Origin of the sequence: Qipengyuania flavescens, from assembly GCF_029688735.1 — a bacterium.
Classification (GTDB): Bacteria; Pseudomonadota; Alphaproteobacteria; order Sphingomonadales; family Sphingomonadaceae; genus Qipengyuania.
Map to the genome: position 1 here is coordinate 127,727 of NZ_JARULD010000002.1, position 22,029 is coordinate 149,755.

Consider the following 22,029-nt stretch of genomic DNA (forward strand, 5'->3'; position numbering starts at 1 on the left):
TACGTGGCCCTAGGCGCGCAGCCATGGCCGATCAAGTCAATCCTGCCCCCGCGGGCACCGAGCAACCCGACGCAAATTTCGTCGAGGATGGCGGCGCTGCGAAAGGCCGGTTCGCCGAACGCGGCAAGCCGGTTATCACAGGCATCAACCGCGTGGGTTTGTGGAGCCTCTATATTAAGGAGGTCCGGCGGTTTCTCAAGGTGCAGACCCAGACAATCTGGGCTCCGGCAATCACTACACTGCTGTTCCTCGTCATTTTCTCGGTCGCCTTGGGGCGTGGCGGGCGCGAGGTGCTGGGCGTCAACTTCCCGACCTTCGTCGCACCCGGCCTGATCGCCATGGCGATGATGCAGAATTCCTTCGCCAATTCGAGCTTTTCGCTGCTGTCGGGCAAGATCCAGGGCACGATTATCGACCTGCTGATGCCGCCGCTGTCCGAAGGCGAGCTGATGACCGGCATCGTCGGCGCTGCCGTCACGCGCGCAATTGCGGTGGGCTTCGTCGTGGCTTTGGCCATGGCGCTCTATCCCGGCGTCAGTCTTGCCATGGCGCACCCTTGGGCGGTAATCTGGTTCGGCCTGATGGGCGCAGTCATGCTGGCGATCCTCGGCCTGATCGCGTCGATCTGGGCGGAGAAGTTCGATCACAACGCGGCGGTCACGAATTTCGTCATCACGCCGCTCGCGATGCTGTCGGGCACGTTCTACATCATCGACCGGCTCGCACCCGCATTCCAGGCGGTCAGCCGCGCCAACCCGTTTTTCTACGTGATTTCGGGCTTCCGTTATGGATTTCTCGGGCAGAGCGATATCGGCGACGCAGCGCACGTCGCATGGGCAGCTGTCGGCCTGCTGGCGCTGAACGCCGTCCTGGCGGTTGTCGCCTACAGGCTGCTCAAGTCCGGCTGGAAGATAAAGAGCTGATCAAGCGCGCCAGCCCGACCGCAATCAGTGCGTCAGGCTGCGCCGCATGCGGTAGCGACCGCTTTCGAACTGCTGAAAATAGATGTGCACGTCCGGGTGCTCGACCGGGCCGCTGACCGCATCGTTCAGCAGGTTCTGCTGACTGACATAGGCGACGTAGCTGTTCTCGTCGCTCTCTGCGAGCAGGTGATAGAACGGCTGGTCGCGATCAGGCCGGATGTCCTCCGGGATCGCCGCGTACCATTCTTCCGAATTGGCGAAGACCGGATCGATATCGAAGATCACTCCGCGAAAATCGAACACCTTGTGCTTGACTACATCGCCGATGGCGAAGCGGGTCTTGGCGCGGCGCGGTGCCTCGATCGTGCGACCGGCCTGGGCGGAGAAGAATTGAGCGCGTTCCATAGGTGCGAAGGATATGGTGCGCTGTGACAAGTAAACAAGGCGGGGAGGCAGCCCGTCCCCCGAAATCGCACCCAAAAGGGCTTGGCAAGGCCGGGCTGCTCCGCTAATCGGCGCGCCTCGCTTCGACCGCGGGCCTGTGCCCGGAAGCGCACCCGACATGCGGAGAGGTGGCAGAGTGGTCGAATGCGCTGCACTCGAAATGCAGTATAGGTGCAAGCCTATCGAGGGTTCGAATCCCTCCCTCTCCGCCACGTCGCCTCGCCGCGCAGACCTTGTATCCAGTTACGAGCGATGGTTGCCGAGGTGGGAAGGATCGCGCGGCGGCGTCGGCGCGACAGCCTATGTGTCCGAGGCCAATTTCTCGAGGTCTCGAACCGTATCGATATCTGCAAGTTCGCGACTGTCCGACGGTGAGATGAGACTGATCTCACCAAGCTCGAGACTGCGCGCACCCCGCTCGCCCGTCAGTCCTCGAAGCTTTACGAAAGCCGATTGTGGGAAAGCTGCAGGACAGCCGGGCATGCCTCCCTCATAGCTGGAGAATGCAGGCCCACCTGCACCCGCCAGGCGCGCGAGGTGCTCTGGCGTAACGAATGGCATGTCGGCCAGCATTATGACGACTTGCTCGCAGGCGGATATTGCGGCTACGCCCGCAGCGATCGAGCTTCCCATTCCTGTTGCTGCATCGGAATTTTCGACCTGCAGCCAGCCGGGACGACTGTGTAGAGCGCTTCCCGGCGCGACAACAAGGATGCGTTCCGCAAAGTCGATCGCTTCGGCGGCTTCCGCCGCCCACTCCCACAGGTGGCATCCCCGTAAATCGGCCGTCAGCTTGCCGCCCCCGAACCGCTCTGCCCGGCCGGCAGCGAGCAGGACGACGGCGGTCTTTTTTTCAAGGCGACGCACGCAGTTGCTCGTAACCGGCGACGATTTCGGAGACTGCCGAAAGCGCCAGTGCCCGCGGCGACTTGCAACTGGGTATGAGCCCCACCGGACTTGTCAGCCGCGCGACGCATTCTTCGCCAAGCCCGCGTGCGACGAGCGCCAGATGGCGATCCGCGCGCGCCATCTCTCCGCCCTGCGCACCGATGTAGAAGGCCGCGCTCGTCAGAGCCTGCTCGAGCAGGGCCAATTCCCATTCGTGATCATGAAACAGCAAGAGGCAGGCAGTCCACGCATCGTAAGAGAGGGTGTCCGGCATCCGACCTAGCGTCAGATCATCCATTCGAACGATTTCTGTCTCTATGGCCATTGCTTCGCACAGAGAGGCTACGGCTTCGATCTCAGGGCCCTCACCCATGGCAATGATCTTGAGCGAAGGATGGTAGGTCCGCTGAAGCGTATAGTCATCACAGGCATAGCGGATTCGGGCGGGTTGGCGCTGCCGCAGGGTTTCCAACGCTTTACGAATTTCCGCACGATCCGGCGCGGGATCGAGCAAGATATCCAAACCGCCGCCACAGGGGAGGCGGAAGTCGATTGTGGAGGAGCCACGTCCGTAGCGGACGACTTGCCGGTCTTTGCAAGCCTCGATGTCGGAGGCAAGTTGCCGCTCAAGGCAAGTGTCGGCCAGATCGCCTACCGTCGAACCGTCCGGTCGCACAGCAAGCTGCGCACCCTTCTGGCGCGAGAAACTGCCTTCGATCCCGACGATAGTGCAGAGGCCGACCCCCGGCTCACTGGCTGCAGCGAGCGCCACGTGGTCCTCGTCGCGCACGGTCTCACCGGCATATTCGGCGAGCATCAATCGGGCATCGCTGCGAGAACGCGATCCGGTGTCATCGGGTAATCGTATAGCCGCGCCCCGCAGGCGTTGTAGATCGCGTTGGCGATGGCTGCCGCTCCGCCGCACATGCCGAGTTCGCCGATGCCCTTGGCCTGGATCGGGCTGGCTGCGGCATCACGTTCCTCGACCAGAACCACGTCCAGATCGGGGACATCGCGGTGAACGGGCACGTGATATTCGGCAAGGTCGCAATTGACGAGGTGTCCGTCCCGCGGATCGAACTCCAGCGCCTCTGTCAGCGCGAGGCCGATGCTCCAGGTGATGCCGCCGATGCATTGCGAGCGGGCTGTCTTGGCATTCAGTACGCGCCCGAAGCCGAAAGCACCGAGCATGCGCTCGACACGGGTTTCGCCGGTGTAGTGGTTGACGCGCACTTCGGCGAAGAACGCACCGAAGCCGGACGCGGTGTAATCGTCCTCGATATCGCCCGGTTCGTAATGGCCCTCGCGGGCGAGGTCCTTGCCTTCGAGAAGGTCTGTCAGAGATTCACCGGTAGCGGTTTTGCCTTCGTTTAGCTCGAGTTTGTCCTCGCTCGTGCCGATCTTTGCGGCCAGTTCCTCGCGGATCGCCTTGCATGCGACGTAAACTGCCGAGCCGATCGAAGCCGCACCCCAGCTGCCGCCCGAGCCGGGCCCGCGCGGGTGTCGCGTGTCGCCCAGCTCGACCAGAACCCGCTTCGGATCGAGTCCGAGCATCTCTCCGGCGATCTGTGCGAGGATGGTATAGGTCCCGGTGCCGATATCCGTCATGTCGGTTTCGACGAGTGCCGTCCCATCGGCTTTCAGCGTCACACGGGCCTTGGCTTCTGAAATGTTATGCACCCTTGCGGCGCTGGCCATGCCAGTACCGACCCACCACTCGCCCTCACGCCGCTGGCGTGGTTTGCGAAGACCTTTGTCCCAGCCGAAAGCATCCGCCCCTTGCTTCAGGCATTCGGCGAGTTTGTGAGAGGAAAACTGCAGACCTTCTTCAGGATCGTCTTCGGGTATGTTGCGCAAGCGCAGCTCGACCGGATCGATACCGGCCTTTTTGGCGAGCACATCCATCGCGCCCTCGAGCGCCGGCATGCCCACCGCCTCGCCCGGAGCGCGCACCGACCCCGCCGTCATGCGGTGGATACGGGCGACCTTGAGCATCAGTTCGCGGTTTTCGCCGCCATAGAGGAAGTGCGACGATTGCAGCACAGGCTCGGCGAAGCTCTCACCGGGGAGGTTCGAGACCAACGCCTCGTGGCCAAATCCGACAAGCTTTCCATTGTCGTCGGCCGCCAGACGCAGATGTTGCGTGGTTTCGCTCCGGCGCATGACCGTCTGGAAAACCTGCTGTCGCGACTGCACGACGCGAACCGGGCGGCCCACCTGTTTTGCCGCCAGCGCAGCTGCGACCACTTCCTCGCTGATCCCCAGTTTGGAACCAAACCCGCCCCCGACATAGCGGGATATGAGGCGGACATCGTCCTCTTCCATATCGAGCGCATCGGCCAGTTCGGTGATGTTGTAGTTGAGCATCTGCAGCGAAGCATGGACGGTCAGCTTGTCGCCGTCCCACTCGGCGATTGCAGCGTGCGGCTCCATGGCGGCGGACGCGTGGCCCTTGGTGGTGTAGGTGACGTCGATGCTGTGCGCGGCCTCGACCATGGCATGGGCCAGATCGCCCTGGTGAACCGTCTCGCCCTCCTGCTCCTCCGGTTCGACCGCGCCGGGGTCGAGGGGGGCGCCCTCTTCCACGCGATACTCGACATTGAGGTGCTTGGCAGCGTCGCGCGCCTGTTCGAAGGTTTCGGCCACCACCAGAGCGATCGGCTGGCCCCAGTAGCAGACCTGCGCCGGTCCCTGCATGGGCGCTTCGTTGGCCGTTCCCTGCGCCGCGCGGGTGCAGAGCTTCTCGTCGTCGATCACCGCGATCACGCCGGGCATGGAAAGCACGCTCTCGCGATCGATGGACGTGACCTCGCCGCGCGTAATCGTGGCTGTGACCAAGACACCTTCGGCGCAGTTCTCGACCGGATATTCGGCCGCGTAGGGCGCGGTTCCGGTGACCTTTGCCAGCCCCTCGATGCGCGGTAAGGGCTTGCCCAGCACACCCTGTTTCATGCCGTCGAGGCGGTTGGAATTGTCGGGTTCGTCTTGCTTGAAATGGACCGTCATGCTGCGTCCTCCGTCGCCTGTGAAAGGACGGCGTGAAGCGTGCGCCGTGTCAGCGGTATCTTGAAGTCGTTCTCGCCAAACCCGCGTGCATCTTCCAGCAGGATGTCGGCTGCCTTGTCGAACAACGCATCCGAAGGAACCTGGCCCAGCAGGCATTCTCCGACGCGCGGGTCGTGCCACGGTTTGTGCGCCAATCCGCCGAAAGCGAGGTCGGCGCGGGAAAACCTGCCGTTGGTCAGCTCCAATACGGCCGCGACGGAAACCAGCGCAAAGGCATAGGAGGAACGCTCGCGCACCTTGCGGTAGATTTGCTTGCCGCCCACGGGAGCAGGCAGAACGATGCCGGTGATGATTTCACCAGGCTCAAGGATGTTCTCGATCCATGGCGTATCGCCGGGCAAGCAATGGAAGTCGCATACCGGAACGCTGCGCTCGCCCTTGTCGCCGGAAATTTCGACCGTTGCGCCGAGCGCGCTGAGCGCCACGGCCATGTCGCCCGGATAGGTGGCGATACACTGGTCGCTCGTGCCAAGGATCGCGTGCAGTTTCGCGATCCCGTCGATCGCCCCGCAACCGCTGCCGGGCTCGCGCTTGTTACAGGGCTGGTCGATATTGGTGAAATAGAAGCACCGCGTGCGCTGGCACAGGTTACCGCCGTTTGTGGCCTTGTTGCGCAACTGCTGCGTCGCTCCGGCCAGGATCGCGCGTGAGAGCACCGGATAATCGGACCGCACGCGCGGATGGACGGCGGTCTCGGTATTCGTGGCGAGTGCGCCGAGCCGCAGGCCGCCGTCACCCGTGTCCTCGATATCCGCGAAACCAAGCCGGTTGATGTCGGCCAGCTTACCCGGTTTTTCCACCTGCAGCTTCATGAGGTCGAGCAGGTTGGTCCCGCCGGCGATAGCAAGCGTATCCTTGCCCGCGGTCAGGTTCGAAGCTTCGGCCAGCGAAGGCGCTCGGGTGTATTGAAACGGCCTCATGACTGGCCTCCCCCTGCGACGTCCTCGATCGCAGCCACGATATTCGCATAAGCGCCGCAGCGACACAGGTTTCCGCTCATCCGCTCGCGGATTTCCTCGCCGGATATGCGGACCTTGCCGTTAAGTGCTTCGCTCGCATCGCTAGGCCAATCGGCGGCAATTTCCTCCAGCATGGCAGTGGCCGAACAGATCTGGCCCGGAGTGCAATAGCCGCATTGGTAACCGTCGTGTTCGAGAAACGCGCGCTGCAATGCCGAGGGCTTTTCGGGTGTGCCGAGACCCTCGATGGTCGTCACGTCGTCGCCATCGTGCATGGCCGCGAGCGTCAGGCAGCTGTTGATCCGGACGCCGTTGACCAGCACCGTACAAGCGCCGCACTGGCCATGGTCGCAGCCCTTCTTTGTGCCGGTCAGGCCGATGTGCTGGCGCAGGAAGTCGAGAAGACTGACCCGCGGATCGTCTGGAATGGGATAAGCGGTTTCGTTTACGGTAATTGTATCGGCCAAGCGCACCTCCTGTCCCTGTAGAACCATCGCGCGTCGAAAGGTGTCCGAAAATCGATTTTTAGAGGTCCGGAAGGCGCTGGTCGGCGAAACCCCACCCATGCAACGCTTTCGATGAAGCACGCCGCAACAGCGTCTCCGCCTGATCGATGGAGAACGGCTTGGCATCGTCCATCCCCTTGAGTTCGTTCCATGTGACAGGAACCGCGACTGGCGCGCCGGATCGTGCACGCGCCGAGTAAGGTAGCACTGCCGTCGCGCCGCGCTGATTGCGCAGCCAGTCGATGAAGATGCGACCCTTGCGTTTTGCCTTGCTCATGTTCGCGGTGAAGCGGTCGGGTTCGGCAAGACTCAGCGCTTCGGAGAAGCGCCGGGCGAAATCCTTGTGTTCGCCCCAGCTGTCACCCGGCGTGAGCGGCACCACGACATGGACACCCTTTCCTCCCGAAAGCATGGCAAAGCTGGTCAGCCCGAGGTCGGCAAGCCGGTCGTGAATGTCGCGCGCGGCTGTCTTCACTTCGGTAAAACCAAGCCCCTCGTCGGGGTCGAGATCGAAGATCATCCGATCGGGCTGCTCGACATCGTCAGAGCGCGCGCCCCAGCCATGAAACTCGATCGTGCCCATCTGGACGCACTGCAGGAGGCCGCGCTGGTCCTCGACATAGAGGTAATCCTCGTGCCCACCGTCCTTTTCGCGGATCGGAACGTGGTGAACGGCATCGCCGAAGGCACCGCTGTCATGCTTCTGGAAGAAACACTTCTCCGCTCTTCCTTGCGGACAACGGACCAGGCTGACGGGGCGCCGCGCGGCGAATGGAAGCATGACCGGTGCGATCGCGGCGTAGTAATCGGCCAGTTCCCCTTTCGTCTGACCGCTGTCTGGAAAAATGACACGGTCGCGGCTGGAGATCGCGACATCCTCTTCCGCAGGAGCAGATGCGGGTTTCTCGGGAACGACCATCTTCGCCGGTTTATCGCTACGCAGGCCGAGGAAACTGCCGTGACGTACGTTCCCGTCGGCGGTAAACTCGGCAAAAGCGATCTCCGCCACGAGCTTCGGGGTCACCCAGGTCACGTTGCGCGACGATGCCTTCTCCACCTCCGCAGGCGGGGTCTTGCGCTCCAGCCGTTTCAGTTTCCCCGCCAGTTCATCGAGATCGTCGGCAGAAAAGCCGGTGCCGACATTGCCCTTGTAGACAAGCTCACCGCCTTCGTGCTGAGCGAGCAGAAGAGAAGCGAAGGGGCGCCCCTTCGCGCTCGAGGCCTTCCAGCCAATGATCACGAATTCCTGCCTGCGGGTGCATTTGACCTTCACCCAGGCTTTCGACCGGCGGCCGGAATATTTCCCGTCCACGGTTTTGGAGATGATACCTTCCTGTTTCGCATCGCACATCGCCCGGTACAGGGTTTCGCCTGCCCCCAGGACGTGTTCGGCCACATGGATCGGCGCCTCCGCATTCGCGAGCAAGGCCTCGAGCCGTTCCTTGCGCTCGATATTCGGAAGGTCGCTCAAATCGTCTCCCTCCAGTTCCAGCAAGTCGAAAGTGTGCAATGCCAGTTTGTCGGATGGCTGCTGTGATCCGGAACCTCGCTTCAAGACCTTTTGCAGGGTCGAGAAGTCCGGATTGCCCTTGTCGTCATAGGCCACGATTTCGCTGTCGATCAGGGCCGAAGGCAGGTCCAGCGCAGCAATGGCATCGACCAGAGGTCCGAACTTGTCCGTCCAGTCCTTGCCGTTTCGCGTATAGATGCGGACGTCCTTGCCGCGCACTGCCACCAGCGCGCGGTAGCCGTCGAACTTGATCTCGTGCATCCAGCGATTGCCCGTCGGCACATCGTCGACCAGAGTGGCAAGCTGAGGTTTCCGATACTTCGGCAGCGCAGCGGTTTTCGTCTTGCGGGATTTCTTAGTGCCTGCGCTGGGCCGCGCGCCATCCTTCCCGGCTGCGATTTCCGCCATCGAACGACCGGTCGCAACGCTGGTCAATTCGCGTTGCACCAGCGCATCGCCCGCTTCCGCGTGCTCATCCTGCAGCTTGCGCAAAAGCCAGTTCTCGCGCTTCTCGCCCGGCTTTTGTTTCAGGCGGATCAGCAGCCACTCACCGCGCATCCGCTCGCCTTGCAAGGTGAAATGGAGATGCCCCTTTTCGAGGTCCTTCGCGCTTTTGCCCTCGACAGGCGCCCAGCTTCCGCGGTCCCACAGCATCACCGTCCCGCCGCCATATTCCCCCTTGGGAATGACGCCTTCGAACTCCGCGTAGGACATGGGATGGTCCTCGGTCCGGACCGCCAGTCGCTTGATGTCCGGATCTGGGGAAGGACCCTTGGTGACCGCCCAGCTCTTCAGCACACCATCCACTTCGAGCCGCAAGTCCCAATGCAGCCTGGTCGCGTCATGCTTCTGGACGATGAAGAGGTTGCCCGATTTGCTGGCCTCGCGCTTGCCCGCAGGCTCGGGCGTTCGCCTGAAGTCCCGCTTTGCGTTGTACTCGGTCAGAGGATCCTTGCGCGCGGCCATGGATCAGGCGGATTTCTTGCGCTTTGCAGGTTTCTTCGCCTTGTCGCCCTCGACCGATTTCTTGAGAGCGGCCATCAGGTCGATGACGTTGGAACCCGGCGGGGCGTCCGGATCGTCCACATCCTCGATGACCGCTTTTTTACTCTTCGATTTGGCCTTCTTGTCGATCAGCTTCTTCAGCGCTTCGGCATAGCGGTCCTCGAACTCGCCCGCATCGAAGGGCGCGCTCTTCTGTTCGATCAGCGTATTGGCCAGGTCGAGCAATTCTTTCTTCGGCTTGGCATCCTCGATCTCATCGAAAAAGCTCTGGCCCGCGCGCACTTCATCGGCATAGCGCAGCGTTTCGAGCAGCAGCCCCTTGCCGCACGGTTTGATCGCGACCAGCTTCTCCCGCCCGCGCACCGATAGCTGGCCCAGCGCGACCTTCTTGGCCTTTCGCAGCGCCTCGCGCAGCACAATGAACGCTTCTTCGGCCAATTCGTCCTGCGGCGCGACGTAATAGGGCTTCTCGAAATAGAGCGGATCGATCTCGCAGGCATCGACGAACTGGACCAGCTCGAGCGTGCGCTTGCTCTCGATCTTGACAGCCTCGATTTCCTCGTCCTCGAGCAGGACGTAATTGCCCTTGGATATCTCGTAGCCACGGATGATCTCGTCGCGGTCGATGGGGCCGATACCGGGCACGACCTTCTCGTAGGAGATGCGTTTGCCGCTCGGCTCGTGGATCTGATTGAAGCTGATCCTCGAACCGGATTTGGATGCCGAATAGATTTCGACCGGGATCGAAACCAGGGCCAGCCGAATCTGTCCTTGCCAATAAGCTCGTGCAGCCATCAAAATTCTCCGTTCGCATGTGAACGTGCGAAGGGGACGGAATGTTTCGCATCCAGTTGTTCTTCACGACCAAGGTACCATCCGCCGATTCATGCGTTGACGATCGGTTGCACGGCTTTTGTGCACAAGGTCGGCTCAAAGCCGCTCGGATGGCCCCCTTACGCGCCGAGGTTGCAGCAGACCCGCTGTAGCTTTTGTACGCTAGGCAGCCTATCCCCGCGCGATGCCGCCGCTCGAACCTACGAAGAACCCGCTGCCAGTGCCCGCGACTCGGCGCGACGGCCTGGCGGACGGCCATGGTCGGCAATTCTCTTATTTGCGACTGTCCGTCACCGATCGCTGCAATTTCCGCTGCACCTATTGCTTGCCGAACGGCTTCAAGAAGCAGGCAGGCCTCGCGCCGGAACTTTCGGTGGACGAGATGGTCCGCGCTGTACGCGCATTCGCAAACCTCGGTCTGTGGAAGCTGCGCCTGACCGGCGGCGAGCCGACGGTGCGCCACGACTTTACCGCGATCGCGCGCGCAATGTCGGGAGTGCCGGGCGTCCAGCGGTTGGCGATGACGACCAATGGCTACCGCCTTGCCGAGAGAGCGCAGGAATGGCGGGATGCGGGGCTCGACGCGGTCAATGTCAGCATCGACACGCTCGACTCCGCAAGTTTCGCGCGCATCACCGGGCACGACCGGCTGGCCGATGTGGTGCGCGGCGTCGATCGGGCGGTCGAAGTCGGGTTCGAAGCGGTGAAGGTCAACACCGTGCTGATGAGCGGGGTGGACGATGCCGAGTGGGACCGCATTCGCGCCTTTGTGGCCGACCGACCGGTCGCATGGCGATTTATCGAATTGATGCGGACCAACGAAAATGCAGAGTGGCAGGCGGGCGAAGCTCAGTCGGGCGATCTGGTCCGAACGCGTCTGGCACGCGAAGGGTGGGTTGCGAGGCCGCGCAAGGCTGGCGCTGGTCCGGCCGTCGATTACGCACATCCCGATTATGCCGGGGCCATCGGCCTGATCGCACCCTATGCCCATGGGTTTTGCGACAGTTGCAACCGCCTGCGTTTCTCGAGCCGCGGTAAGTTGCATCTCTGCCTGTTCGGGGAGGGCGGGCTCGATCTGCGTCCGCTGCTCCAAGATGATGACCAGCATGAGGAGCTGATCGCAGCCATTCGCCGCGCAATGCCGGACAAGGCCGCGGGCCACCGGCTGCGCGAAGGCGATAGCGGCGCGACCCCGCATCTCGCATCGATTGGCGGGTAGGCGAGGGCCGGTGCCGGATTTCGACGAGGCCATAGCGCTGCTGGAGGCTGCCGTTTCGCCGCTCGGAACGGAAACTTTACCGCTTGAACACGTGGCGGGGCGTTACCTTGCCGAGAGGCTGACTGCGTGCAGCGATGCGCCGCGCCGCGCTTGCTCGGTCATGGATGGCTATGCGGTAGTGGAAGCGAGCACGCAGGCTGGCGACTGGCTCGACTGCATCGGCGAGGTGCGGGCCGGGCAGCTACCTAAGCGAGCGTTAAAGCCCGGACAGGCTATGCGCATCTTCACCGGCGCCTTCCTGCCGGACGGCGCGGACTGCGTCATCATGCAGGAATATGCCGAGCGCGACGGCGACCGGCTAAGGTTTCGCGAGGGCTTCGGGCCGGCACGCCATGTGCGCGAGGCCGGGAGCGATTTCCGTCGCGGAGATGTGCTGGTCCCCGAAGGTTCACGGTTAACTCCGCAGGCGATGGTGGCCGCGGCTGCGGCCGATCGGGCAGAGGTCGAGGTTCGGCGACGCCCACGGGTGGCGATCATTGCGACGGGTGACGAGCTCGTCCAGCCTGGCGATGCTCATGCGGATGAAGCTACGCTGGCCGACAGTGCGAGCTATGGCGTTGCTGCCATGGCGAGAGCTGCAGGTGGCGAAATGGCGTACACCGCGCGCGGCGGCGACGATCTGGAGCAACTGTCGCAATTGGCCGGCGCCGCTCTGGACGCGGCGGACTGTGTAGTCGTCACCGGCGGAGCGTCGGTCGGGGACTACGACTTCGCGCGGCCTATGTTTGCGGACCACGGTCTGGAAGAAAACTTCGCGCGGCTGCCGATCCGACCCGGGCGTCCGGTGTGGTTCGGCATGGCGCAGGGCAAGCCGGTGCTCGGCCTGCCGGGCAATCCGACATCTGCCATGGTTACCGCGCGCTTGTTCCTGCGGCCCCTGCTGGCCTGCCTGCAAGGCGGCTCGGCGGCGTCGGAGCTGGCGTTCATGCCGATGGTTCTGGGCGCGGAGCTGGGAGAAACGGGCTCGCGCGAAACCTTCGTCAGGGCTGCCTTCGGGGCCAGCGGCCTGCTGCCACTCGGCAACCAGCAGAGCGGTGCACAGGCGCCCCTGCTGGACGCCCGCTGGCTCATCCGCCGCCCTCCCGGCTCGGGTGCCGAGCAAGCCGGCGCGATCGTCTCCGCGCTCGCTTTCTGATTGCGCCCACGCCTTCGGCGGTTGACCGCGCGCAGATGATGTCTCAATCGCGCCGCTCCGAAACGAGAGGCCACACCGTGATCCGATCGCCGATATTTGCTTCGACCGCCTCCCTTGCCGCTGTGCTTGCAGCCCCTGCCGCAGCGCGGGAGAGCGACGATGGACCGGTCATCGTCGTGACTGGCGAAGGCCTTGCCGAAACGCCCGCCGCACCGGCTTACGACGTTCAGGTGATCGAGCGCGAGACGCTGGTCTCGACCTCGTCGGGCAGGATCGAGGACGCGCTTGCCGCCGTACCGGGGTTCCAGCAGTTCCGCCGTTCCGACAGTCGCTCGGCCAATCCATCGGCGCAGGGAGCGACCTTGCGTGCGCTTGGCGGCAATGCGACCAGCCGCGCGCTAATGCTGCTCGATGGCGTGCCGATGGCCGATCCCTTCTTCGGCTTCATCCCCTTCAGCGCGCTTGCCCCCGAGAGGCTGGCCGCGATCCGCGTCACGCGCGGCGGCGGCTCCGGCCCCTTCGGCGCGGGCGCGCTGGCTGGCACGATCGAATTGCAGAGCGCAGGGATCGACACGCTCGGCACGCTCGATGCCCAATTGCTTGCCAACGAACGCGGCGAAACCGAGGCAAGCGCCAGCGTGGCGTCGCGCCTTGGCGCAGGTTTCGGCGTGATCTCCGGCCGCTGGGACCGGGGGAAGGGCTTCTTCACCACGCCCGTCGGCGACCGCGTGCCTGCCACGGCCCGCGCTGCCTTCGATGGCTATTCGCTGCAAGTTCGCGGCGTTGCTCCGCTGACCGAAACGATCGAACTGCAAGCGCGCGGCCTGATCTTCGAGGACGACCGGACCTTGCGCTTCGAAGGGGCGGACAGCCGGATCGAGGGGCAGGATGCGAGCCTGCGCCTGATCGGGCGCGGGGCATGGGAATTCGACGTGCTCGGCTATGTCCAGGCGCGCAATTTCGCCAACCGGGTGATCAGCTCGACCCGCTTCGTGCCCGTCCTCGACCAGCGCAATACGCCCTCGACCGGCATCGGCGGCAAGATCGAAGTCCGCCCGCCGACGGGTGAGCGCAACGTCCTGCGCCTCGGCCTCGATTACCGCCGGAGCGATGGCGAACTGTTCGAGACCGCGATCAGCGCCTTCAGTGGGGAAGTCAGCGCACGGCGCAACGCGGGCGGGACGACCACCGATCTCGGCCTGTTCGTGGAGAACGACCTGACGCTGGGCGGGCTGACGCTGACCGGCGGAGCGCGGCTCGATCGCTACACGATCCGCAACGGCTTCTTCACCGAGCGCGATTCCTCGGGCGCCATCCAGATCGACGATCGGTTTGCGGATCGCGCGGGCTGGGAGGCGTCTTTCCGCGCCGGCGCGCTCTATCGTCTCGGCGGCGGCGCAAGCCTGCGCGCGGCGGCCTACACCGGTCTTCGCCTGCCGACGCTCAATGAACTCTACCGGCCGTTCGTGGTCTTTCCGGTGGTCACGCAGGCGAACGCGGCGCTCGAAAACGAGCGGCTCGAAGGTTTCGAGGTGGGGATCGATTTTGCGCCCTCCGATCGTATCGCGTTGGGCCTCACGGCTTTCGACAACCGCGTGAAGGATGCGGTCGCTAATGTGACGATTGCCGAAAACCTGCGCCAGCGCCGCAATATCGACGCGGTCCGCGCGCGCGGGATCGAAGCGAATGCGAAACTCTCGCTCGGCAAGGTGAGCTTCGATGGCGGCCTCGCTTACACCGATGCAGAGGCGCGAGGATCGGGCGCTGCGGCCGCGCTCGACGGCAACCGCCCGGCGCAGACGCCGCGCTGGGTTGCAGGTGCAACGCTGTCCTGGCGTCCGGCTCAGGATTGGCTGCTGTCGGCCACACTGCGCCAGGTCGGCGCGCAATTCGAGGACGATCTCGAGACTGACTTATTGCCCGCCGCGACCACGCTGGGCGCCTTCGCGCAGGTGCCACTCTGCCAGGGCATATCGCTAGTGCTGCGGGGCGAGAACCTGACCGACGAAACCATCGTCACGCGCGACCAGGGCGGCTCGATCGATCTCGGCGCACCTCGCACTGTCTGGGCCGGAGTGCGCCTCGGCTTCTAGAAAGAAAGCGCTCGCTTCAACTGAGCGGGCGGTCGACTCCGGGCGCGAGCAATCCACGCACCACGAGTTCGGCCGTGCTGGCAGCGAACCGCTCGACCAGCGCCTGATCGAGGTCCCCCGAACCCAGCAGGGCGCGGCGCGAGGCGGCAGAGGTGAAGATGTTCGCACATGCCCCCTCGATCGCATAGCCGACCAGATTGGTGTCGACGGGCCGGAAGAGCCCTTGCGCCACGCCTTCTTCGATGATCGTCCGGCGGGCATCGGCCACCGGAATGCTGAAGAAGCCGGTGACCAGCGTGGCCGCCTCGCGCGATCCTTCGCGGATCAGCTTTTGCAGCAGGCGGTGGAGGTAGGGCCGGCGGAAATAGGCGCGGACCATGCCGATGACGTGATGCGCGATCTTGTCGGGCGGGCTCATGCCGGAGGCGAGCAACTTGTCGAGCTCGCCGATGGCAAAATCCGCATCGGCGCGGGCGATGGACACCATCAGCCCCTCGCGCCCGCCGAAGTGATAGCTGACGGATGCAATATTGGTGCCGGCCTTGCGCGTGATCTCGGAGATCGAGATCTCCAGGCTGTCCTGCTCCACCATCAACTCGCGCGCGGCATCGATGATCTTCTGCCGCGTGGGCCTTTTCGTGGGAGACCCGCTCAAGGGCCCGGCTCCTCACTGTTGGCTTCGCCGAGCAAGGGCGGTGGCGCGAGTTCGGGCATATCATAATCGCCGAAGGCGAAGGGCGGCCGCATCTCGCGATAGCCGCCCTCGGTAGGGTGGGTGCGCTTGCGGAAAAAACCGGTTGCGGCGAGGTGGGGGTCGTCCAGCATATCGTCGAGATTGCGCACTGCCTGAGCCGGGAGCTGCGCGGCATGGCATTTCTCAAGCAGCTCCTGCGTCGTGAAGCTAGCGGTCAGCCCTGCCATCTCGCGGTAGAGTGCGCCGATATTGGCAAAGCGGCTCGCCGGGTCGGCGAACCGCTCGTCGTCGAGCACCTCGGGCGCGCCGAGCACGGCGAATACCTTGGGCCAACTCGCATCGGTATAAGGCACGATGGAAATGTACCCGTCGCTGGTCGGGAAGGGCTGGCGGTCGGGATCGATCTGCCGCTCGTAACCTGCGAGTGCATTCGGCGGATCGTAGGTAAGCCCGCCGAGATGTTCGAGCAGAATGAAGCCGGTGAAGGCCTCGAACATCGGCACTTCGACATGCTGGCCGCGACCAGTGCGCAGTTTGTGGACGATGGCTGCCAAGGCAGCGTGGGCGGCGTGAAGCCCCGCCACCTTGTCGGCGATGAGCGACGGCAGATAGCGTGCTCGCGGCTCGCCATCGACTCTCGGCAGCAGACTCGCGGCACCGCTCGCGGCCTGGATCACGTCGTCATAGGCCTGCAGATCGGCGTAGGGGCCGTCCTGCCCGAAGCCGATGCAATGGATGTAGATCAGCTCCGGATTAATTGCTGTGAGGCTTTCGTAATCGAGGCCGAGCCGCTCCAGCGCCTTGCCGCGCACATTGACCACGAACAGGTCGGCCTCGCGCAGCAGGTCGAGCATCCTTGCCCGGTCACCGTCCTGCTTGAGATCGAGCGCGAGCGACCGCTTGCCGCGATTGATGGCGAAGAAGCCCGGCCCCATGCCCTTGCTCGCCGCCGGTTTACCCGCCCAGCGATAGGCGTCGCCGATGCCGGGCGCTTCGATCTTGGTGACCTCGGCACCGAGATCGGCGAGCATCTGCGTACAATATGGCCCGAAGACGACGCTTGTGAGATCGACCACCTTGATGCCTTCGAGCATCGGTCGATTGTCCCCGGCATGCGCCACGATCAGTCGATCCCCGCGATGATATTGGTATCGTCGCGCACTTCGATCCGGGCGCGCTTGCCGACGGGATCTTCAGCCAGCAGCGCCGTCAGCGTCGCGTCGTCGCCCTTGGCGATCCGGGCGAGGACACGGCTCTCCGCCCCGTCGCCGATGACGTAGCCGCGGGTCGGCACGCCTTTCTGGAAGACCACTGTATAGGTCGCGATGTCGATTTCGCCATTGGCCTGTTGCGGCTCCGGCAGCAGCTGGGCGTTGATTTCCCGCTGGATGGTTTCGCTGGAGACCGGCGTCCAATTCTCCGGCGGCGTAGTCGAATAGACGCCGACAGCTTCCTTGGTCAGGAAGCCGCCATTGGCCATTATCAGGCCGAAGTCGCCTGGTTGTTCGCGCAGCCGCTCGGTCATGGTCGCGATGGCGTGCAGCGAGTAATTATTACCCGGTCCGCCGAAGAAGGGAAGGCCGCCGGTCAAGGTTACCGGCGTCTCGCGCCAGTCGATGCCGAGCGCTTCGGTCGCGAGCAGCACGGCGCAGGGAAAGCAACTGTAGATGTCGAACAGTGCGATGTCGCTCGCCTGCTTGCCACTGGTGCGCAGCGCCTGATGCAGCGTCTTCTCGATCGGCAGGGAGCGCGACAGGTCTTGCCGACGGATGACGAAACCGTCCTTCGCCTCTGCATGGCCGTGGAGGAAGACCCACTTGGACCGGTCAATGCCCATCCGCTCGGCCTCGCCCACGGTGGTCATAACCACGGCAGCGGCCTGGTTCACCGCATCCTGCGCGACGTGCCATTTGAGATAGGGGTCGGCGACGGGGTAATTTTCCGCGCTGGGCGTCGAGAGAAATTCCTCGCTGCGCGCGGTGGGAAACTGAGCATGCGGATTGTCCGCAGCGACCTGCGAGAAGGCTGCCCACAGCTCGCTCATCAGCGCCATATGCTCTTCGCGGCTGTTGCCGAGGCGACGGCGCAGCGCGTGTTCGAAGGCAGGATAGGTCTGCGTCGGCGCTCCCAGCCCGTTGCGGATCTCGTAAGGCGAGAGCAGCGCGCCGCCATAGCCGCGGTCGGTCTGCGGGCCGGCGGCAGAACGGCTCCAGTCGAGCGTCATCCCGGCCCGCACCGCAGCCTTGAGCGCGCGTGTCGCCTCCGCTCCCACGATCAGGGCCGCGCGACACTCGCCCGCGTGCAGGGCAGCGGCAAGTTCGTTGACCAGTTCCTGCGGCTGGTTGCCGCCGAGTTCGGAATAGATGTTCTCGGTGTTCGCAATACCGAGGTCGGCCGCGACGGTGGCGGGCGGGTTCTCGCACCGGCCGAAGGGTTGCGGCGCGCCGGGGATCGAGTCGGGCGTCGTGCGCACGGCGACGATCCGGTCGATTGTTTCGCATAAGGCATCCGGCGCGCCGCTGTCGTCGAACGCGATCCGGGCGGCTTCCCGGCGCAAGTCCTGCGGCGAAGGTGGGCCGGCCGCATCCTCGCCGTACCAGTGATCCGTTATCTGACCCGTACCTATCAGAACGGGGGTATTGGCGGGAATCGCGCTTGCGTCGGCCATCTTCTCTCCTTCTCTCAAACGATTATTTCAAAAGGTCGTTTGGTTAGTCAAGCGCGCGGATTTCGTCGGTGGGTTTTGTTCGCTCGACAGATCCCACTGGCTCTTCAATGCCGAGGTGCCGGTAAATAACTCCCCCATCATCATACGGGTGCGTAGTCGGGAAAAATTGCGCGCGCATGCGGCCAGCATGGCACGCGTCTGCTCCACGTCAGCCACGGCTAGGCCGGATGGCGTGCCTGCATCTTGGCTTCGGGCGGAAAGGTGCCGTAGCCGGTGAAAAGACCGTGCCAGCTCATGTTAGGTAATGCAGATGAGGGTCATGCTGGCGCGCGTTGAGCTAGCCGATGTACTCATGCGTGAATCAGGCGGACATCATTCCCTTGAGATTAGCCGACAGAACATGGTTCGCCACATTGTCCCGCCAGTATTGCGTGTCGCTGGACCGGTTAAGCCGGTAATGCGTGACGATACAGTCGCGAATTCGGCTTTCGGACCGTCACCGCGATGCTGACCAGCGGCTTGCCGGTCGGGACCTATGCCGAATTTCCGCTCCGCCGCGAGGTGACGATCGGGGAAGGCGAGACGATTGAACTGCTCGCCTTGGCTGGTACCTGTTTGCGAGCGGCAGTGAGTAAGCACGCTGCCGCCCGGCAAGGTCAGCCGACAAAATCGTCGACCCGCTCGATGATGATGGCAGGTGCCATGCCGCCCGCCGCGCACATGGTGACGAGGCCGTAGCGCTTGTCCTGCCGCTCCAGCTCGTCGACCATGGTCCCGATGAGGATCGATCCGGTCGCGCCGATGGGATGGCCGAGCGCGATCGAGCCGCCATTGACGTTCACCTTGTCCCAGTCGAGCTCGAGGTCTTTGACGAATTTCGCCGCAACGACGGCAAAGGCCTCGTTGATCTCGTAAAGATCGATGTCGTCCTTGGTCATGCCGGCCTTTTCGAGAACCTTCTTGGCCGCCGGGACGGGGGCATTGAGCATCAGCGTCGGATCGTCGCCCATGTTTGCCGTCGCCACAATTCGCGCGCGCGGTTTGAGGCCGTGCTTTTGCGCATAGTCCTTGCTGGCGACCAGCACGGCCGCCGCGCCGTCGACTACGCCGGAGCTGTTGCCCGCATGGTGGAAGTGCTTGATTTCGAGATCGGGATATTTGGCATTTACCAGCCCGGCAAAGGTCGTCCCGTCCTTGTCCAGCGGGACGTTGGCGATCTTGCCGAAGGCGGGCTCCAGTTCGGCCAGCCCTTCGCGGGTGGTCTGGGGACGCGGATATTCCTCCTTGTCGAGGATTACATTGCCTTCGTCGTCCTTTACCGGAACCACCGATTTGTCGAATCGGCCTTCCTCGATCGCCTTGGCTGCGCGCTGCTGGCTGCGATAGCCGACCTCGTCCAGCTCCTCGCGGGTGAAGCCTTCCAGCGTGGCGATGGCATCGCCGCACACGCCCTGGTGGCTCTGCGGATGGCTCGCCTGCAGGCGCTGGTTGTAGCTGCCCATCATTGGCGGCTTGAGCCCGGCAGCCATTTTGTCCTTCGACATTTGCGCGGTCAGGCTCATCATCTCGGTGCCGCCTGCGACGACGCAGTCTTCCATACCGCTCATCACCTGTGCCGCGGCCAGGGCGACCGAAGTGATGCCGCCGCCGCAGAAGCGGTCCAGCGTCGTGCCCGAAGAGGTGACGTCGAAGCCGGCGTCGAGCGCGGCCATGCGGCCCATGTCGCCTGCCTGCATGCCATCTTGAGTGCTGACCGACCAGATCACGTCGTCCACCGTGCTGGTGTCGAGATCGTTGCGCTCCTTGATAGCCTTGAGGCAGGTCGCTGCGAGATGCTGCGGATGCATATGCGCCAGCGCGCCCTTGCCCTGCTTGCCGATTCCGCGGGGGGTGCGGACTGCGTCGATGATATAGGCTTCGGCCATGGTGTTTCCTCTCAGCTCTGATAACGGTTGACGTTTGCGTAAGCGTACCCCAGCAATGGCGCAAGGCAAGTTTCATTTTGCAATTGGAGAGAGAACCCGATGTCCGAGGAAGTCCTCACGAGCGTTGAAGACGGCATTCTGGTCGTCACGATCAACCGGCCCGATGCGAAGAACGCGATGACCAAGGCGGCCGCCGAAGGCATTGCCGCGGCGATGGACCGCCTCGACAGCGAGGACGATTTGCGGGTCGGCATTTTGACCGGCGCGGGTGGGACATTCTGCTCCGGAATGGACCTCAAGGGCTTCCTGCGCGGTGAAAGCCCGGTGGTCGAAGGGCGCGGTTTCGGCGGCGTCGTGCAAGCTCCGCCGAAGAAACCCCTGATCGCCGCCGTCGACGGCTATGCACTGGCTGGCGGCCTCGAACTCATGATCGCCTGCGATCTGGTCGTGGCCAATGACGGCGCGAAATTTGGCATTCCCGAAGTGAAGCGTGGTCTCGTTGCCGCAGCGGGCGGAGTGATGATGCTGCCCGACCAGATCCCCGAGCGGATAGCGATGGAACTGGCGCTGACCGGCGACTTCATTGATGCCGCGCGCGCTTACGAACTCGGTCTCATCAACCGTGTCACGAATGGCTCTGCGCTCGATGGGGCGAAGGAACTGGCCGCCAAGATCGTGGCCAACGGTCCGCTCGCCGTAAAGGTTTCGAAGGCCGTCATCAAGGAATCGCGCGGCTGGCCGATGGACGAGCGCTACGAGCGCCAGACCCAGCTCATCGCGCCCGTTTTCGTCAGCGAGGATGCGCGTGAAGGCGCCGCAGCTTTCGCCGAGAAGCGCGCGCCGAACTGGAAGGGCAAGTAAGCCCGCCAGCACACAGAATTACCGGAGAGGACCCAAACAATGCCCGTTATCGACGTAGCCCAGCCCGAATTCATGGAAGACGAGGAAATCTCGATCTTCGCCGATGCCGTCGGCAAGTTCTACCAGCAGCACGCGCCGGAGAAACGCGTGCTGAAATGGCGCGAGAACGGTCAGGTCGAGCGCGAGTTCTGGAACGAGGCAGGCGAAGCCGGGCTGCTCGGCGTGTCGGTGCCGGAAGAATACGGCGGCCATGGCGGCGACTTTCGCCACGAGATGGTGGTGATCGACCAGCAGGCGAAGCACAATGTCGAAGGCTTCGCGGCCAGCCTGCATAATACGGTGATCCTGCCATATCTCGTGCGCCACGGTACCGAGGAGCAGAAGAAGAAATACCTCCCCAAGCTGGTAACCGGCGAGCTCGTCAGTGCAATCGCCATGACCGAGCCGGGCGTCGGTTCCGACCTCCAGAGCATCACGACTACGGCTCTCAAGGACGGCAATGGCTATCGCATCAACGGAGCCAAGACCTATATCTCCAACGGCCAGACCGCTGATTTCATCATCGTTGTCGCCAAGACCGATCCCAAGGAGCGGGCGAAGGGCATCTCGCTCATGCTGCTTGAAACCGAGGGCGCGGAAGGGTTCCAGCGTGGCAAGAAGCTCGACAAGGTCGGGCTCGATGCGGCGGATACGTCGGAACTGTTCTTCGACGATGTGTTCGTACCGGCAGAGAACGTGCTCGGCGGAGAGGAAGGCAAGGGCTTCTACCAGCTGATGGGCGAATTGCCGCAAGAGCGCCTCATCATCGCCATGGGCGCGATGACCGGGATCGAGAAGGCACTCGAAACCACGATGGAATTCGTCAAGGGGCGCAAGGCGTTCGGGCAGACGATCTGGGATTTTCAGAACACGCAATTCGTCATGGCCGACCTGAAGGCGCGCGGCACGGCGGCGCGAGTGTTCGTGAACGATTGCATCGCCAAGCACCTCAAGGGCGAGCTCGACGTGCCGACCGCCTGTATGGCCAAGTATTGGGTCACCGAGCTTCAAGGCGAGGTCGTCGACAAATGCCTCCAGTTCCATGGCGGCGCAGGCTTCATCAACGACTACCCGATCGCGCGCATGTATCGCGACAGCCGGATCACCCGCATCTTCGGCGGGTCGAACGAAGTCATGAAAATGGTGATCTCCCGCTCGATGTAGGCACGATATCGGGGAAAGCGCGTAAGCTGCGCTTCC

The 22,029-nt window shown here is 63.5% G+C and carries 19 protein-coding genes and 1 tRNA gene; 7 read left to right on the forward strand and 13 right to left on the reverse strand.

Annotated features, from left to right (window positions below):
- The first annotated feature begins 23 nt into the window (after positions 1-23).
- Complete coding sequence (locus P8R33_RS05835; protein WP_278328058.1) at positions 24-923, forward strand: ABC transporter permease; 900 nt, start codon at positions 24-26, stop codon at positions 921-923.
- A 24-nt stretch (positions 924-947) separates the two neighbouring features.
- On the opposite strand, the gene hspQ is transcribed toward P8R33_RS05835, so the two are convergent.
- Positions 948-1,328 carry a heat shock protein HspQ gene (hspQ, locus tag P8R33_RS05840; RefSeq protein ID WP_278328059.1) on the reverse strand — a complete coding sequence of 127 codons (381 nt, stop codon included), beginning with the start codon at positions 1,326-1,328 and terminating at the stop codon, positions 948-950.
- A 161-nt stretch (positions 1,329-1,489) separates the two neighbouring features.
- On the opposite strand from hspQ, the gene P8R33_RS05845 reads away from it, so the two are divergent.
- Positions 1,490-1,579 (forward strand) — tRNA-Ser (locus P8R33_RS05845).
- Positions 1,580-1,667: 88 nt separating this feature from the next.
- On the opposite strand, the gene P8R33_RS05850 is transcribed toward P8R33_RS05845, so the two are convergent.
- The 7 genes from P8R33_RS05850 to ku are packed head-to-tail and all read right to left on the reverse strand — an operon-like array spanning position 1,668 to position 10,096.
- Positions 1,668-2,234, reverse strand: coding sequence for a nucleotidyltransferase family protein (locus P8R33_RS05850; RefSeq protein ID WP_278328060.1), 567 nt, complete (start codon positions 2,232-2,234; stop codon positions 1,668-1,670).
- Positions 2,221-3,072, reverse strand: a complete 852-nt coding sequence (locus tag P8R33_RS05855) for an XdhC family protein (RefSeq protein ID WP_278328061.1) — start codon at positions 3,070-3,072, stop codon at positions 2,221-2,223. Before P8R33_RS05855 ends, P8R33_RS05850 begins: the two co-directional genes overlap by 14 nt.
- Positions 3,072-5,261, reverse strand: a complete 2,190-nt coding sequence (locus P8R33_RS05860) for a xanthine dehydrogenase family protein molybdopterin-binding subunit (protein ID WP_278328062.1) — start codon at positions 5,259-5,261, stop codon at positions 3,072-3,074. The genes P8R33_RS05855 and P8R33_RS05860 overlap by 1 nt, the downstream gene beginning before the upstream one ends.
- Positions 5,258-6,241: an FAD binding domain-containing protein gene (locus P8R33_RS05865; protein WP_278328063.1), complete on the reverse strand. Its 984-nt coding sequence runs from the start codon at positions 6,239-6,241 to the stop codon at positions 5,258-5,260. Before P8R33_RS05865 ends, P8R33_RS05860 begins: the two co-directional genes overlap by 4 nt.
- Entirely contained in the window at positions 6,238-6,747 is a 510-nt protein-coding gene (locus tag P8R33_RS05870) for a 2Fe-2S iron-sulfur cluster-binding protein (protein WP_278328064.1), read from the reverse strand. Before P8R33_RS05870 ends, P8R33_RS05865 begins: the two co-directional genes overlap by 4 nt.
- 58 nt (positions 6,748-6,805) lie before the next feature.
- Positions 6,806-9,262 carry a DNA ligase D gene (ligD, locus tag P8R33_RS05875; protein WP_278328065.1) on the reverse strand — a complete coding sequence of 819 codons (2,457 nt, stop codon included), beginning with the start codon at positions 9,260-9,262 and terminating at the stop codon, positions 6,806-6,808.
- 3 nt (positions 9,263-9,265) lie between these two features.
- Positions 9,266-10,096, reverse strand: a complete 831-nt coding sequence (gene ku, locus P8R33_RS05880) for a non-homologous end joining protein Ku (RefSeq protein ID WP_278328066.1) — start codon at positions 10,094-10,096, stop codon at positions 9,266-9,268.
- A gap of 259 nt (positions 10,097-10,355) precedes the next feature.
- Here ku and moaA point away from each other — a divergent pair, with 259 nt between their 5' ends.
- From moaA to P8R33_RS05895, 3 genes are read left to right on the forward strand one after another with little or no spacing between them, the layout of a single operon-like run.
- Positions 10,356-11,354 (forward strand): GTP 3',8-cyclase MoaA, encoded by a 999-nt coding sequence (gene moaA, locus P8R33_RS05885; protein ID WP_278328067.1) that lies wholly within the window; start codon positions 10,356-10,358, stop codon positions 11,352-11,354.
- Positions 11,355-11,364: 10 nt separating this feature from the next.
- A complete protein-coding gene (locus tag P8R33_RS05890; RefSeq protein WP_278328068.1) occupies positions 11,365-12,549 on the forward strand; it encodes a molybdopterin molybdotransferase MoeA in 1,185 nt (394 codons plus the stop codon).
- Between the two features lie 38 nt (positions 12,550-12,587).
- A complete protein-coding gene (locus P8R33_RS05895; protein WP_446532503.1) occupies positions 12,588-14,642 on the forward strand; it encodes a TonB-dependent receptor plug domain-containing protein in 2,055 nt (684 codons plus the stop codon).
- A gap of 16 nt (positions 14,643-14,658) precedes the next feature.
- Here P8R33_RS05895 and P8R33_RS05900 read toward each other — a convergent pair whose 3' ends face one another.
- The 5 genes from P8R33_RS05900 to P8R33_RS05920 all read right to left on the reverse strand — a co-directional run bounded on the left by P8R33_RS05900 (position 14,659) and on the right by P8R33_RS05920 (position 19,929).
- A complete protein-coding gene (locus P8R33_RS05900; RefSeq protein ID WP_278328070.1) occupies positions 14,659-15,297 on the reverse strand; it encodes a TetR family transcriptional regulator in 639 nt (212 codons plus the stop codon).
- Positions 15,294-16,457, reverse strand: coding sequence for a CaiB/BaiF CoA transferase family protein (locus P8R33_RS05905; protein ID WP_278328071.1), 1,164 nt, complete (start codon positions 16,455-16,457; stop codon positions 15,294-15,296). The genes P8R33_RS05900 and P8R33_RS05905 overlap by 4 nt, the downstream gene beginning before the upstream one ends.
- Before the next feature lie 2 nt (positions 16,458-16,459).
- Entirely contained in the window at positions 16,460-18,004 is a 1,545-nt protein-coding gene (locus tag P8R33_RS05910; RefSeq protein WP_278328072.1) for a TLP1 C-terminal extension domain-containing protein, read from the reverse strand.
- Positions 18,005-18,031: 27 nt separating this feature from the next.
- Entirely contained in the window at positions 18,032-18,211 is a 180-nt protein-coding gene (locus P8R33_RS05915) for a hypothetical protein (protein WP_278328073.1), read from the reverse strand.
- A gap of 449 nt (positions 18,212-18,660) precedes the next feature.
- Positions 18,661-19,929 (reverse strand): acetyl-CoA C-acetyltransferase, encoded by a 1,269-nt coding sequence (locus P8R33_RS05920; RefSeq protein ID WP_278328074.1) that lies wholly within the window; start codon positions 19,927-19,929, stop codon positions 18,661-18,663.
- A 99-nt stretch (positions 19,930-20,028) separates the two neighbouring features.
- Here P8R33_RS05920 and P8R33_RS05925 point away from each other — a divergent pair, with 99 nt between their 5' ends.
- Both P8R33_RS05925 and P8R33_RS05930 read left to right on the forward strand, forming a co-directional pair.
- Entirely contained in the window at positions 20,029-20,790 is a 762-nt protein-coding gene (locus tag P8R33_RS05925; RefSeq protein ID WP_278328075.1) for a crotonase/enoyl-CoA hydratase family protein, read from the forward strand.
- Positions 20,791-20,829: 39 nt separating this feature from the next.
- Positions 20,830-21,993, forward strand: coding sequence for an acyl-CoA dehydrogenase family protein (locus P8R33_RS05930; protein WP_278328076.1), 1,164 nt, complete (start codon positions 20,830-20,832; stop codon positions 21,991-21,993).
- Positions 21,994-22,029: the final 36 nt, after the last annotated feature.

What these genes read in the sequence shown, in the direction of transcription:
- P8R33_RS05930 (WP_278328076.1), top strand. Translation starts at nt 20,830, where the DNA reads ATGCCCGTTATCGACGTAGCCCAGCCCGAATTCATGGAAGACGAGGAA.
- P8R33_RS05895 (WP_446532503.1), top strand. Translation starts at nt 12,588, where the DNA reads ATGTCTCAATCGCGCCGCTCCGAAACGAGAGGCCACACCGTGATCCGA.
- hspQ (WP_278328059.1), bottom strand. Translation starts at nt 1,328, where the DNA reads ATGGAACGCGCTCAATTCTTCTCCGCCCAGGCCGGTCGCACGATCGAG.
- P8R33_RS05865 (WP_278328063.1), bottom strand. Translation starts at nt 6,241, where the DNA reads ATGAGGCCGTTTCAATACACCCGAGCGCCTTCGCTGGCCGAAGCTTCG.
- P8R33_RS05855 (WP_278328061.1), bottom strand. Translation starts at nt 3,072, where the DNA reads ATGCTCGCCGAATATGCCGGTGAGACCGTGCGCGACGAGGACCACGTG.
- P8R33_RS05860 (WP_278328062.1), bottom strand. Translation starts at nt 5,261, where the DNA reads ATGACGGTCCATTTCAAGCAAGACGAACCCGACAATTCCAACCGCCTC.
- P8R33_RS05920 (WP_278328074.1), bottom strand. Translation starts at nt 19,929, where the DNA reads ATGGCCGAAGCCTATATCATCGACGCAGTCCGCACCCCCCGCGGAATC.
- P8R33_RS05910 (WP_278328072.1), bottom strand. Translation starts at nt 18,004, where the DNA reads ATGGCCGACGCAAGCGCGATTCCCGCCAATACCCCCGTTCTGATAGGT.
- ku (WP_278328066.1), bottom strand. Translation starts at nt 10,096, where the DNA reads ATGGCTGCACGAGCTTATTGGCAAGGACAGATTCGGCTGGCCCTGGTT.
- P8R33_RS05925 (WP_278328075.1), top strand. Translation starts at nt 20,029, where the DNA reads ATGTCCGAGGAAGTCCTCACGAGCGTTGAAGACGGCATTCTGGTCGTC.
- P8R33_RS05835 (WP_278328058.1), top strand. Translation starts at nt 24, where the DNA reads ATGGCCGATCAAGTCAATCCTGCCCCCGCGGGCACCGAGCAACCCGAC.
- ligD (WP_278328065.1), bottom strand. Translation starts at nt 9,262, where the DNA reads ATGGCCGCGCGCAAGGATCCTCTGACCGAGTACAACGCAAAGCGGGAC.